At 45.5% G+C, this 14,199-nt stretch carries 9 protein-coding genes; 3 read left to right on the top strand and 6 right to left on the bottom strand.

Going from position 1 to position 14,199, the window contains the following annotated elements:
* The 3 genes from KFO40_RS16965 to KFO40_RS25740 all read right to left on the bottom strand — a co-directional run.
* Nucleotides 1-1,220 (bottom strand): SusC/RagA family TonB-linked outer membrane protein (locus KFO40_RS16965; protein ID WP_211146619.1); only part of this gene is annotated, 1,220 nt, incomplete at its 3' end.
* Between the two features lie 29 nt (nt 1,221-1,249).
* Complete coding sequence (locus tag KFO40_RS16960) at nt 1,250-2,902, bottom strand: glycosyl hydrolase family 18 protein (RefSeq protein ID WP_004312871.1); 1,653 nt, start codon at nt 2,900-2,902, stop codon at nt 1,250-1,252.
* A gap of 246 nt (nt 2,903-3,148) precedes the next feature.
* Entirely contained in the window at nt 3,149-3,547 is a 399-nt protein-coding gene (locus KFO40_RS25740; RefSeq protein ID WP_141408668.1) for a hypothetical protein, read from the bottom strand.
* Between the two features lie 175 nt (nt 3,548-3,722).
* Here KFO40_RS25740 and KFO40_RS16950 point away from each other — a divergent pair, with 175 nt between their 5' ends.
* The gene (locus KFO40_RS16950; protein WP_008770498.1) at nt 3,723-3,911 is read left to right on the top strand and encodes a hypothetical protein; all 189 of its coding nucleotides are present in this window, start codon (nt 3,723-3,725) and stop codon (nt 3,909-3,911) included.
* A 48-nt stretch (nt 3,912-3,959) separates the two neighbouring features.
* Here the strand turns inward: KFO40_RS16950 and KFO40_RS16945 are convergent, their stop codons facing one another.
* A complete protein-coding gene (locus tag KFO40_RS16945; protein ID WP_009040686.1) occupies nt 3,960-5,717 on the bottom strand; it encodes an AAA family ATPase in 1,758 nt (585 codons plus the stop codon).
* A 136-nt stretch (nt 5,718-5,853) separates the two neighbouring features.
* Nucleotides 5,854-6,102, bottom strand: a complete 249-nt coding sequence (locus tag KFO40_RS16940; protein WP_225450099.1) for a hypothetical protein — start codon at nt 6,100-6,102, stop codon at nt 5,854-5,856.
* A gap of 142 nt (nt 6,103-6,244) precedes the next feature.
* Here KFO40_RS16940 and KFO40_RS16935 point away from each other — a divergent pair, with 142 nt between their 5' ends.
* Nucleotides 6,245-8,692, top strand: coding sequence for a glycosyl hydrolase family 95 catalytic domain-containing protein (locus KFO40_RS16935; RefSeq protein ID WP_211146618.1), 2,448 nt, complete (start codon nt 6,245-6,247; stop codon nt 8,690-8,692).
* Between the two features lie 36 nt (nt 8,693-8,728).
* Nucleotides 8,729-12,673 carry a hybrid sensor histidine kinase/response regulator transcription factor gene (locus KFO40_RS16930; protein ID WP_151921356.1) on the top strand — a complete coding sequence of 1,315 codons (3,945 nt, stop codon included), beginning with the start codon at nt 8,729-8,731 and terminating at the stop codon, nt 12,671-12,673.
* A gap of 157 nt (nt 12,674-12,830) precedes the next feature.
* Here KFO40_RS16930 and KFO40_RS16925 read toward each other — a convergent pair whose 3' ends face one another.
* The gene (locus tag KFO40_RS16925; protein WP_117809331.1) at nt 12,831-14,195 is read right to left on the bottom strand and encodes an efflux transporter outer membrane subunit; all 1,365 of its coding nucleotides are present in this window, start codon (nt 14,193-14,195) and stop codon (nt 12,831-12,833) included.
* Between the last annotated feature and the right edge of the window lie 4 nt (nt 14,196-14,199).

Raw genomic sequence — 14,199 nt, 5'->3', positions numbered from 1 at the left:
CGATCTTTATTTAGGTTGAATCTCAACCAGTCAGTAGGCTTCGCCTGTAGCTTTGTATTCAGATTATACTTGCTCAAATCATCCTTAACATGATCCAGAAAGCCCTCCTGATAGACATATCCCATACCGATATAGTAGTTTATCTTCTGCGATCCACCCTGTACACTCAAATTATGTGAATGACGAATGGACTTATCCTTGTAATAGTATTTAAACCAATCCGTATTGCCATACTGGGCATAATATGCACTAGCCCAGTCTTCTCCGTTACTAGATACATCTATTCCCGGAAATTCCTCTGAATATGGATTCTGCATGAATCCCTTAATCTTTTCTATAACCGAGTCTGAGATTCTATTAATCCCCGAAGCAGATGCACCGGCATCATACAAAGCATTATTATAATAAGCAAACTCCAAAGAATTCATCATCTGTGGAGTACGGATAGGAGAACTAAAACCAACTGTTCCCGAATAACTTACTTTAGCTTTTTCCGAATTTCCACTTTTAGTTGTAACCAATACCACACCATAGGCGGCACGGGCACCATAAATCGCGGCTGCCGAGGCGTCTTTCAACACACTGATACTAGCAACATCGGCGGGATTCACATTCTGCATACTTTGTTCGATTCCGTCTACCAATACATACGGTTCGCCACCATTGATAGAGCCAACACCACGGATATTGAATTTTATATCCGTACCCAACTCACCTCCTTTAGCTCCTCCCATTGCATCCGATGCGAAATTTAATCCTGCTACATTACCTTGCAAAGCGCTGGTGAGGTCCGTTATGGGACGATTGACGATATCATCTCCTTTCACTACAGATACCGCCGCCGTAATTGTATTTCTCTTTTGCGTATCCATACCGACAACAACAACCTCATCAAGCACTTCCGTGTTTTCCTTCAATACGAATCGATTGTTTTGTAATTTTGTAATTTTCACATCCAATGGAGTATAGCCAACATAACTTATAGAAAGCGTTTGCCCCGCTTTTCCCTGAACAGAAAAATTTCCGTCCAAATCCGTAATTGTTCCGGTTTTTGCACCTTTCACCATCACACTGGCGCCAATAACAGCTTCTCCCTGTTCGTCCACTACTTGCCCCGTAATCATCTTTTGTTGGGCAATGACCCCTATCGGCAATAAGAATAGGAAAATCAGAAGAAAAACAAGTCGTTCTTGTATCTTCATTAATTTTTCTTTTTTCATAATATTACATTTAATAATTAAGATTACATTTACTTGGGATTATTAATCTCATAAGCAACAAACTCCTCTTGTATCGCTTTCAACAATGATTTTTCATTATTTACCGACACATCGGACCCCCAACTCATTATTCCTCTATAGCCTTCCTCACAAGCATACTTCGCTTTTTTACGAATCGTATTCTGACCATTAAGAGTATACGTTTTGCCATTATACGTAAATTCATCCAAAGCAACATCCGAAAGTCCACCATTTATAAAATCAGAGTAAGAGACTTGTTCTCCATTTACACCGGTAGTCCCGATAAAAGGCACACCGAGAACCAGTTTATCTGCCGGAATCCCGTACTCAACAGCCATTTCTGCATCTTTTACAAATTGCTCGTAAGAATATCGCATCACTGCCGGTCCGTAGCATTGGTAAGACATAAAATCCAAAGCTTCAATCGCATTTTTCGAAATTTTATAAGCAACCGGATGAAGGGATACGGAGAAACATACGTCTTTGCCAAGTATCTGTCTGATTTTCACAATCGTCGCACTGTAGTTAGCATATTCTGTCTCCGTAGTAGGCCATTCAATATCAAGGTCTACTCCATCAAATTCATATTCCTTCAAAACACTCTTCAAATTATTAGCAAATGCGGTACGCGTATTATCAGCACTCATCATTTGCCTCCATTGCCCGCTGCCGAATCCTAATCGTAATTTTCGGCTGTCATTACCTACCTGAGCTGCCAAGGTTTCGCGTATTTTTTTCCAACGGTCCAACCAAGTGTGAGAGTCCTTCCCCGGATTGGTAGAATCATCATATTGCCAATAAGCCAACACTTTTGCTACCATATTCCAATTATCGAATTTTATACCATTCTTCCCACCAGTACCTGCTGCCATACTCCAAAAAGAAGTTTCATCCAAACGGCCTTTGAAGTTTTCACCTATATAAAAATCGGCACGGGCAGTAGGCAATACGATTTCTTTGTCAAGCGTAGAAGACCACGCATCTACAAAAATCCTGAATTGCTTTTTATTGCCATCATAATCTACCGCCAGATAATGCCAAGCTCCCGGAGCCAAACCCTTGGCATCCACATAGGTACCTGCTGTCACTGATGCATTTCCCAACGCCCAGCTCACAGTCTGCTCGTTAGCACCTAATTGTAAGGCAGCCAACACTTTATCTCCACTTGTTTTTTTAAAGATATATGCTCCGGGCACCCACTCATCTATAAATATATAGGTAGCAAAAGTGAAACTTTTATTAAATGTCTCTTCTGTAGAATGCAATAATCCATCTTTTCCATTCATTTTTCCGGTTCCGTCAAATTTTATCACACCGCTACGTCCCTCATAAGTAGCTTCATGCGAAACCCCGCCTGTAAAAGTTGCATCATTTATAGGCAAGTCAAAAGCTATATCTCCATTAGCATAAGGACGCGCAGCCAAATAAATAAGATCATTGCTGACAATCAGATTTTCTACCGGAATACGGTTTAATTCGAAAGGGTCACCACCAATGTATTGACAATTGATTAATGTTTTCTCAGCCGGATCATCCACTCCCGGCTGTCCGGTGATTGCTCCTTCAGGGGGCATTCCACCCGGAACTTCTACCCATTTAGTGTCTTTACAAGCTGTTAGCGATACTAACACGAAAAGACATAAAAAGAATTTGTTTCTCATAAATTTAAGTTATTAAGATTTTCTATTCGCTGACAATAAGAGTCTCCATTAATCAAACAATTGGTTTTTCTCCTAAAATCAACGTCACAAAAATAGGTACAACAACAAAAATCAATATTTAAAAAATAGCCATTAAATATTCACTTTTCACCAAATCAACCCGTTCCATCGGAGAAATGGTTCTTATCTCAAAAAGACAATGATTAAAACACCCAACTATCCGGTTCTGACCTTGCCAAAACCCTCTTATTGAATATTCATGTTATAATCCGGTTTCAGCCGTTTCAGTGTTGTCTGCAAACGCCTTGATAGGAGGAAATAGCGGCTGAAAGCGGAAAAAGACATCCCTCGCAGAAAGATACTGCAAACAAGGTAGAGTGCTTTCAGCGCATTCAGTTTTCTCAAATTAGCTGATGGATCTATATATTCAGCGTAGTAGGTATATATACTCACCACGCTGAATATATATGCCCAACAAGCGGGGTATATAGATTCATCACGTGGGCAAAAGTCGGTGGAATGTGGGCTTGGGTTCCTTTGAGTGGGGGATGGAGTACTACATACAATGAAATGATGTAAGAGACTTGAGCAAGTCAAGTACATGGCTCTGCTTACTTCAGTACTGGTTTGAACAAGTTCATCCACACATAGTTTTATTCCTTACCGCATCACCATCGAGCAAGATTAGTAAAGCTATTTCGTAATTAGTTTCAACCCTATTTGAAACTAAAAGTTTCACGCCGGGAAACAAAGTGTTTCACCGTATGAAACGAAGTGTTTCTCGGTGTGAAACGGATTGTTTCAAGCCTTGAAACAATTTTTGAAACTAATCGCCACAGGTGAAGAGATGGTGAAGTTATTGCACTTCACCCGCAAACTCCTTATTCATCGGAGAGACAGAGAAAAGGTGAAAGGGGAGATGGAAAGATGGAAAATAAATATCCAGTGGGGAAATTTATTCGATACTGTAATGATTCAGTACTATACCGAAATGAATATTACTTTATAAGCTCTCTACTTCTTTTCCTGATAATTAACAGCTATCGAATGCTGTATCTCAAGAATTTACCTCCTCGCAAACTCTCATTTCCATACCTTTATACACTACCACAATCTTGTGTAGTTGCGTAGTGCCAATAGCGTTCTTCACCCTGTCGGTGTCAGCATAGCGGTTGGTCTGGGCAATAGCTTCCGCCCGCAATTCCTCCACCCGGCTTTCGGGGTCTTTGTATCTGGCATACTTCAGCTCGATGATGTAGCTATGGCTCATGTCAGGGTAAATCTCCAGCATGGGAGACAGGAAAATGTCAACATATCCGGATTGCGTGTCTGCTTCGGAAATGGGACGGTAGAAACGGTTTTGCGCTGTCATGGCAAGCGTGAAGCCATGTACGAAGGACTCTCCTTTCTGCTTGTCGCGCTGAGAGGCGTAGCGTTTCAGGCAATCGGCGATGTAGTCGAAGTAAGATTGCCATGCGCCATCGTAAGCCAAAGCAGAGGATAACTCATCTTTTTCATGGTTGTTGAAACTGAGGTCGGCTTCATTGTATGTATTCAGCAGATAAGTATAGAGTTGTTCACGCACCACTTGGTTGGGAATGATAAGTTTAGTCTTACCTTTGTACGTTCCGCTCACGGTGAGCATGCCGAAGTAATAGAGCAGGCTCACGAAATTATCGGAATCTACAATGTTGGCAGCTGGGAAACCGTCTTTCAACTCGCCGGTGATGTATCCCTGGCTCACTAAAGTCTGGATAATGGAGGCATCGTGCGCAAACTCTTTATCCTTGCGGATAAGCATACGCAGTTTCTCGTAATCGATACGAATGTTACTTTCTATCATATTTCGCGGTGCCTTTCCGTTATTATCAATATAGTTCTTAACGAAATAGAGCACCATATTGGAGTTGTACAAGGTTGGCTGATCATAACACTCCTGCGCAAAGCAATAGTTGTCATACCACGGTTTCATAAGTTCTATCAACTCATCTACAGTGTGATGGAATGGAGCTTTAGTAGAATAATAAGTCAGCATTTCGCGGACTTCGTCCTCGGTGAAACCCATCATTGCGTTGAATTTCGGTGTGAGGGAATAGTTGGTGCCAATATTAAATCCACTGGTGAGGTCATCCATCGTGACGGGACTCACTCCGGTGATGAAGCAACGCTTGATGCTGGAATAGGTTCCGGCTTTCACCCTATTGAAGAAGGCGCGCAGGTAGCCTTCCTTGTGGGTCTCTTCCGTATATCGGTGAATGCTTTCGGCATCCGAGAGGATGGCATTGGTGAAGTGGTCATATTCGTCAATGAAAAGATATATTTGCTGCCCGGCAAGTTCACACTGATGATATAGATAATCCAACTGCTCAACAGCTCCTGCTTTTTCATTCAAGACTTCCTTAATGCCTTTCGGCAGGTATTCTGCATAAATATCACAGAAATAATCGAAGCTGGTATTGCAATGTGCATCCAACCCTTGACGGTAGTTGTGCAACTCTCCACTAATTCCTGAGAAATTGAGATACAGCACCAGATAACTGTTACGGTCTCGTGTGGGATGCTTTCCGATATAGAGGTCGCCAAACAGGGCATCGAACTTGTCACGTGTACGCACATCATAATAGTGTTGCAACATGTTCAGCGTAAGGCTCTTGCCGAACCGGCGCGGGCGGATGAAAAAGAAGAATCTGTCCGATTGTTCTATTACAGGGATGAACGAGGTTTTATCCACGTAATAATAATTATCAAGACGAATATCCGCAAAGTTCATCATGCCGTATGGCAGCAACTTTCTTTCTGATGATACATATTCCATAATCCGGTGTATTTATGAGTTCACTTTTTATCAGTGCAAACAAAGATACGCTCTTTCCGCTACTTTCACAAACAAATGATTTTAAAAATGTTCTCTGCCCTGATACTCTTCCATGAGTACTGCAAGAAACAATAGATCAAAATGGACTCATCATCGTTGCTTTCTTACACACCTTATCTATAAACATGTTCATTGGGGTCGATATTGCAATGAGGTCCTTATATGCTTCGGCATATAATTCTTCCCGGCTCATACCTGTCAGATACATACTTGTTTTTATATAGGAAACAAAGGTAGTATTTATCTCCAGACCGGACATCATCCGTCGGAGTGTTTTTCTTTGAAAATTGGATATACTGAATGTAAACCAGACCCGGTTCTTCATTAGAAACATCTTACCAAACCCACAAAGAAGCACTTTTAGCGATTTTTAAAAGCCTATTGGTAAAAATTGAAACCAACCCGCTAGACAGAATCTTAAAAAACAAGTACCTTTGTATCTCACATTCCTTTAAACAACACATATTATGAAAAAACTCTGCCCTCTTATTCTTTGCACACTTTTTTCTCTTTCCGCAGCGTCCATAGAGACGGTGGATTATACTCAAGGGCTTTCCGTATGGTTCGACACTCCCAACAATCTCGATGGACAAGCTATCTGGCTACGTGCCAACGGCACAGGGACGAATCCGGACAAAGCATGGGAAAGCCGTTCGCTACCTATCGGGAATGGCAGCCTGGGAGCGAATATCATGGGCTCCATATCCGCAGAACGAATCACACTGAATGAAAAAACTCTCTGGAAAGGGGGGCCGAATACCGCCAAAGGCGCCGAGTATTATTGGAACGTAAACAAACAGTCGTCAGGTGTACTGAAAGAAATCCGGCAGGCTTTCCTGGACGGGGATTCTAAAAAGGCGGGGTATCTCACGCAGGAAAACTTCAACGGGCTGGGAGCTTATGAAGAAAAAGACGAGACTCCGTTCCGCTTCGGTGCTTTTACCACGATGGGAGAGCTTTATGTGGAAACCGGACTCAGCGAAATCAATATGAGCAATTACCGCCGCATCCTGTCGTTGGATTCGGCGATGGCTGTGGTGCAATTTTACAAAGACGGGATACGGTATCAACGTAAATACTTCATATCCTATCCAGACAGCGTTATGGTCATGAAGTTTACTGCCGACAAAGGCGGAAAACAGAATCTTGTACTTAGCTATTGTCCCAACAACGAAGCAAAAAGCCATCTGGAAGCAGATGGAAACGACGGATTAGTATATACCGGCGTTCTCAATAACAACGGAATGAAATTCGCTTTCCGAATCAAAGCTATCCACAAAGGGGGAACACTGAAAGCAGAAAACGACCGGATTATTGTGAAGGATGCTGACGAAGTGGTATTCCTGCTTACGGCAGATACCGATTATAAGATGAACTTTGCCCCAGACTTCAAAGACCCGAAAGCCTACGTCGGCAACGACCCGTCACAAACGACTCTGGCTATGATGGACAATGCCCTGAAAAAAGGTTATGACGAGCTTTATCGTAATCACGAAGCCGATTATACCGCGCTGTTCAATCGGGTACGTTTTGAAATCAATCCGGAAATCGGCACTCCCAACCTGCCGACCTACAAACGACTGGCTAGCTATAAGAAAGGCGTGCCGGACTATCAGCTCGAACAATTGTACTATCAGTTCGGACGCTATCTGCTCATAGCCAGTTCGCGCCCCGGCAACATGCCAGCCAACCTGCAAGGATTGTGGCACAACAATACCGACGGCCCGTGGCGGGTAGATTACCACAATAACATCAACATTCAAATGAATTACTGGCCTGCGTGCCCCACCAATCTCTCTGAATGTACATGGCCTTTGATTGACTTTATACGCAGCTTGGTAAAACCCGGCGAGAAGACAGCACAAGCCTATTTCAACGCCCGCGGATGGACAGCATCCATCTCTGCCAATATCTTCGGATTCACAGCTCCCTTATCCAGCAAATCTATGGCATGGAACCTGAATCCTACCGTCGGTCCGTGGCTGGCAACGCATATATGGGAGTATTATGATTATACCCGTGACACGAAATTCTTAAAGGAAATCGGCTACGACCTTATCAAAAGCAGCGCACAGTTTGCGGTAGACCACTTGTGGCACAAGCCCGACGGGACTTACACCGCCGCTCCTTCCACTTCTCCCGAACACGGCCCGGTGGACGAGGGAGTCACTTTCGCGCATGCCGTAGTACGTGAAATATTACTGGACGCCATCCAGGCAAGCAAGGTGCTCGGAACGGACGCCAAAGAACGCAAACAATGGGAAAACGTACTGACCAAACTGGTTCCGTACCGTATAGGACGCTACGGTCAGTTGTTGGAATGGTCTACCGACATAGACGACCCGAAAGATGAACACCGCCACGTCAACCACCTGTTCGGATTGCATCCGGGGCATACCATATCTCCCGTGACTACCCCCGAACTTGCACAGGCAGCCAGAGTGGTACTGGAACATCGCGGAAACGGCGCTACCGGTTGGAGCATGGGTTGGAAGCTCAACCAATGGGCACGACTGCAAGACGGAAACCATGCGTATAAACTATACGGCAACTTATTGAAAAACGGTACACTGGACAACCTCTGGGATACCCATGCGCCTTTCCAGATAGACGGAAACTTCGGCGGTACGGCAGGAATAACCGAGATGTTATTGCAAAGCCACATGGGATTCATCCAACTTCTTCCCGCTTTGCCGGATGCATGGGCAAACGGCTCAATAAGCGGAATCTGCGCCAAAGGAAATTTTGAGGTTTCCATCTCCTGGAAAGAGGGACAACTGGAGAAAGCTATCATCCATTCCAAATCCGGAATCCCCTGTAACGTAAGATACGGAGACAAGACGCTCAAGTTCAAGACCGTAAAAGGGAAAAAATACGAAATCACCTTAAAAGGGGACAAGTTAGCCGTATTATAAAGAAGGCATCTGTCCTCATAAACAAACCTGCTTTACATGAAAACCAAATACGCTGTTCTGTCAAGCCTTTTCTTTATCATACAGTTAGTCGGTGTTCTCCCTCTCCGGGCAGAACACTATTACTTTAAACAAATCTCTCTGAAAGAAGGGCTGCCTTCCAACGTGCGCTGTATTCTCCGGGATGAGCAAGGTTTCGTATGGATAGGTACCAAATCGGGACTGGGAAAGTTCGACGGGCACGAACTGAAAAGATACAAACACCAGGCAAACGACCCGAACTCGCTTCTCCACAACCTGATTTATCAGATTGCCGAAGACAAGCAACACAACATCTGGGTACTGACTGAAAAAGGTATTGCCCGCTACCAACAGCAGAGCAACGACTTCACGTTCCCCACGGACGAGGACGGGAAGAATATCACCGCCTATTCCTTCTGCCTTGTCCCGGACGGAATCCTCTTTGGCGGCAAGGACAGGATTTACAAATATAGTTATAACGATTCTTCTCTCCGGCTTCTGCAATATTTCAACGCCAACTCTTTTAAAATCAACGCTCTCAGTATGTGGGATTCAAAGACGTTGCTTTGTTGCAGTCGTTGGACAGGCATATACCTCGTAGACCTGCATACCGGAGAGCACAGACGCCCCCCTTTCGACTGCGGGCCGGAAATTACCACCATGATGACCGACAGCCGGAAAAGAATATGGATTGCCCCTTACAGCGGCGGACTTCGTTGCTATTCATACGACGGCAAACTACTGGCTTCGTACTCCACCCGCAACTCCGCCCTCAGCAACGACATCGTCCTAAGCCTCGCTGAAAGGGAAGGGCAACTGTGGATAGGAACGGATGGCGGCGGAATCAATATCCTCACCCCCGAAACCGGGGAAATCTCCCAACTGGAATATATCCCGGGACGTGAAAACTACTCTCTCCCCGCCAACTCCATTCTCTGCCTGCACAACGACCACAATAACAATATATGGGCAGGAAGCACCTGCAACGGATTGATCAGCATCCGGGAAGTGTTCATGAAAACCTACACCGACGTAGTCCCCGGCAACGACCGCGGACTAAGCAACAGCACCGTGCGAAGCCTTTACCGCCAATCGACCGACAGTATCTGGATTGGTACGGACGGCGGCGGTATCAACCTCTTTAACCCGCGTACCGAGAAATTCACCCATTATCTTTCTACCTGGAACGATAAAATAGCGTTTATCAGCGGATTCACTCCCGGAAAACTACTGATTTCCCTTTTCTCCAAAGGAGTATTCATATTCAACCCCGCAACCGGGGAGAAACAGCCTTTTACCATTGTCGACAAAGAAACTACGACACAACTTTGCAACCGGGGTAAATCGGTCAACTTATATCAGAACACCCCCAACACCGTGTTATTACTGGGCGACCATGTCTACCAGTATCACCTGAAAGAAAAGAAATTCGACAAGGTCACCGGAGAAGAAGGGAAAAGTATTGTCGGCACGCTCGTCCCCTTCAAGCACGAGAACAACCGGACTTACATCAACGATTTCAAACATATCTACGAACTGCACGATGGGGATTCCTTGCTGCAAACAACCTTCGAATGTTATCAGGATACCGTAATCAGTTCGGCGTCACACGACGAGCACGGCGATTTCTGGATAGGAAGCAATTTCGGCCTTATCCACTACAACCCCGTTTCCCAAAAGCAGACGCACATCCTTACCAACCTGTTTACCGAAGTCAACATGGTGCAATGCGACCAGAGGGGCAAAGTATGGATAGGTGCGGATAATCTGCTTTTCGCCTGGCTTATACAGGAACAGAAGTTCGTTCTCTTCGGAGAGTCGAACGGAGCTATCCAAAACGAATATCTGCCCAACGCCCGGTTGGTAAACAATGAGGGGGATGTCTATATCGGCGGTGTAAAGGGTATGCTGCGCATTGACGGCCAGCTGCTGCTGAATACATCGGAAATGCCGGAACTGCAACTGTTGGATATTATCATCAATGGTGAGCCTGCACAGAACAAACTATATAGTCATCCGGCAGCAATCTCTGTCCCATGGGACAGCAATATCACCATCCGAATCATGTCGAAAGAAGAGGATATCTTCCGTAAGAAAGTCTACCGCTATCGGATAGAGGGGCTGAACGACCAGTATATCGAATCGTACCAGCCGGAATTGGTAATCCGGTCGTTACCACCGGGCAATTACAAGATTATGGCTTCATGCACAGCGAAAGACGGCAGCTGGATTCCCAACCAGAAAATACTAGAACTAACCGTACTTCCGCCATGGTATCGCACGTGGTGGTTCATTCTCGGTTGCACCATTCTCATTGCCACCATAATCATCGAAACTTTCCGCAGAACATTGAAACGTAATCAGGAAAAACTGAAATGGGCGATGAAAGAGCATGAGAAACAGATGTACGAGGAAAAGGTACGTTTTCTTATCAATATCAGCCACGAACTACGGACTCCGCTGACGCTGATTCATGCGCCACTCAATCAGATTTTGAAGTCGCTCTCTTCCGGAGACAGCCAATATCTGCCGTTAAAAGCCATCTACCGGCAGGCACAACGGATGAAGAACTTGATTAATATGGTGCTCGACGTGCGGAAAATGGAAGTAGGGGAGAGTAAACTGCAAATTCAGCCTCATCCGCTCAATCAATGGATTGAACACGTTTCGCAGGATTTTATCAGTGAGGGGGAAGCAAAGAATGTGCATATCCGCTATCAGCTCGACCCACGGATAGAGAAAGTTAGTTTCGATAAGGACAAATGCGAGATTATCCTAAGTAACCTGCTTATCAATGCTTTGAAACACAGTCCGCAGGACACGGAAATAACGATTGCTTCGGAACTGCTGCCCGAAGAAAACCGGGTGCGTATCTCCGTCATCGACCAGGGATGCGGACTAAAGCAAGTGGATACGCACAAGCTCTTTACCCGCTTCTACCAGGGAACGGGAGAACAGAGCGGAACAGGAATCGGCTTGTCTTACTCCAAGATTCTGGTGGAACTGCACGGCGGCTCTATCGGCGCACAGGATAATGAAGAAACCGGAGCCAGCTTTTTCTTTGAGTTGCCGTTGAGGCAGGAACCGGAAGAAATCATCTGCGAGCCAAAAGCTTATCTGAACGAGTTGATGATGGATGATAACAGCGGGCAGCCGTCCGCGAAAGAGGTATTCGACACCACTCCATACACTATTCTCGTAGTGGATGACAATCCGGATATGACAGACTTTCTGAAAAGAACGTTCGAAGGATACTTCAAACGGATAATTATCGCCGGAGACGGGGTGGAAGCCCTTCAACTGGTCAGAAGCCATGTCCCTGATATTATAGTCAGTGACGTGATGATGCCTCGGATGAACGGGTATAAACTTTGTAAAACGATTAAAGAGGATATCAATATCAGTCACATCCCAGTCATTCTGCTAACTGCCAGAGATGACAGGCAAAGCCAAATAAGCGGTTACAAGAATGGAGCGGACGGCTATTTAAGCAAACCTTTCGAAGTGGAAATGCTAATGGAACTTATCCGCAACCGGTTGAAAAACCGGGAATATACCAAGAAAAGGTATCTGAATGCAGGATTAATCCCCACACCGGAAGAAAGCACCATCAGCCTGACAGACGAAACATTCCTGATTAAACTGAATAGTATCATCCAGGAAAATATAGAAAATTCCAATCTGGGCATTCAGTTTATCTGCCAGGAAGTAGGATTGGGCCGTTCTTCGCTTTATAACAAACTGAAAGCACTTACAGGCATGGGAGCGAACGAGTATATCAGTAAGCTCCGTATAGAAAAAGCTATTACATTGATATCCGGCACGGATATGCCCTTCTCTGAAATTGCAGAGAAAACCGGGTTTACCACTCCGAGTTATTTCAGTACGGCTTTCAAGCAATATACCGGGGAAACACCTAGTCAATATAAAGAAAGAAAAAAGAAAGGTCTGGCTGGTAAATAATACCATCATTATTCTTTATGCTGGCTGAAGTTTCCGGCTGCAAGCCAATTCGCCGCATATTGACCGATATTGACCGATTAACAAACGGGCTGCCACAGAATCACTTCTCCGGCAGCCCTTCTTTCATTAAATTAGAAAACAGAGAGTATGATACAGTTTATTCCTGACCTCCTCCTAAAGCACGGTATAGGTTAATTAAACTTTGTATTTCAGTAAAATGATTGGCCGTCTGCGACAGTTGCGCACTAAGCAACGACTGCCGGGAGGTAAGCACTTCCAGATAGGTTGTATTACCATGCTCCATCAACAGAGTAGTGCTTCGCAGAGCCGTTTGCAGGGAAGTGATCTGTTTATCCAGCAAGATTCTTTTTCCCTGACAGGTTTGATAGGCAATCAACGCATCATTCACCTCACTACCGGCATTGAGCAACGTTTGCTGAAAGCCGAGCGCTGCTTCTTCCTGTTGCGCACGGGCAATGCGGTATTGTGCCACCACCTGTCCTCTGTTAAAGAGCGGCTGCGTAAGCGAACCTACCGCTGACGCGAGAAACTTGCCCGGATTGATAATCATCGCCCCAGCAGAGTTTGTCCATCCGGCACTCCCGCTCAAAGTGATGGAAGGATAGAAAGCCGAACGTGCCGCATTGGTGCCATAGAACGCCGCTTCCAGCGTCCGCTCTGCCGAGCGGACATCCGGACGGGAAGAAAGCATCCGTACAGGAATCCCTATCGAGAAGTCGGCAGGAAACTGTTGCTTTGCCAATACACCACGCTCATAGTTGCGTGGCGTCTCCGCCAATAATAAGGCAAGACTGTTCTCCACCTGATTGATCTGCTGCTGCAAATCGAGAACCGAACCCTGCACCTGATAATAGGCCGCCTCCATCTGCGACACAGCGGATTCGTTCGCCAGTCCGGCATTCATCAGAGCGCGGGTGGAGGCCACGGTTTCTTTCCATGCCGTCTCCGTCTGACGGGAGATGTCGAGTTGTTCGTCCAGCATCAACAAGGTGTAATAGGTATTGGCGATACCTGCTATCAACTGCGTACGGACTGCCTGACGGTAATCCTCGCTTTGAGCATAAAGCGCTTTCGCCTGTTTCTTGGAGTTGCGCATACGCCCGAAAACGTCCAACTCCCAACTGGCAGTAACGGGCAACGAATAAGTCTGCGTAGCCTTCTGCGTATCGAAACTGCTCACTGTTCCCTGCGGAACAAGAGCAAAAGCGGGCAGAAAAGCAAGTTTGGCAGACATCAGTACGGCCTGTGCTTCTTCCACACGGAGCTGGGCAGACTGATAATCGGTATTGGTCTGCAATCCCACTTCAATGAGGGATTGCAGATAAGGGTCGGTGAAGAGTTCCCGCCAGTCCATATTACCCAGACCGGCAGTGTCTTCGGTCACCACTTCCCCGCCGTACAGATCGTCGGGAACGACAGTGGCGGGTTCGTATTTGGTATAGATGCCACAACCGCTCAACGACAGACTGATGGCAACTAATGTGATGATATTCTTCTTCATTCTT

It is taken from the genome of Bacteroides sp. 1001302B_160321_D4, from assembly GCF_015667765.1.
Classification (GTDB): domain Bacteria; phylum Bacteroidota; class Bacteroidia; order Bacteroidales; family Bacteroidaceae; genus Bacteroides; species Bacteroides xylanisolvens.
The sequence above is the reverse complement of the archived record's forward strand: the minus strand, read 5'-3'. Positions and strand labels throughout refer to the sequence as shown.

What these genes read in the sequence shown, in the direction of transcription:
- KFO40_RS16960 (WP_004312871.1), bottom strand. Translation starts at nt 2,902, where the DNA reads ATGAGAAACAAATTCTTTTTATGTCTTTTCGTGTTAGTATCGCTAACA.
- KFO40_RS16945 (WP_009040686.1), bottom strand. Translation starts at nt 5,717, where the DNA reads ATGGAATATGTATCATCAGAAAGAAAGTTGCTGCCATACGGCATGATG.
- KFO40_RS16940 (WP_225450099.1), bottom strand. Translation starts at nt 6,102, where the DNA reads ATGAAGAACCGGGTCTGGTTTACATTCAGTATATCCAATTTTCAAAGA.
- KFO40_RS16935 (WP_211146618.1), top strand. Translation starts at nt 6,245, where the DNA reads ATGAAAAAACTCTGCCCTCTTATTCTTTGCACACTTTTTTCTCTTTCC.
- KFO40_RS16930 (WP_151921356.1), top strand. Translation starts at nt 8,729, where the DNA reads ATGAAAACCAAATACGCTGTTCTGTCAAGCCTTTTCTTTATCATACAG.
- KFO40_RS16925 (WP_117809331.1), bottom strand. Translation starts at nt 14,195, where the DNA reads ATGAAGAAGAATATCATCACATTAGTTGCCATCAGTCTGTCGTTGAGC.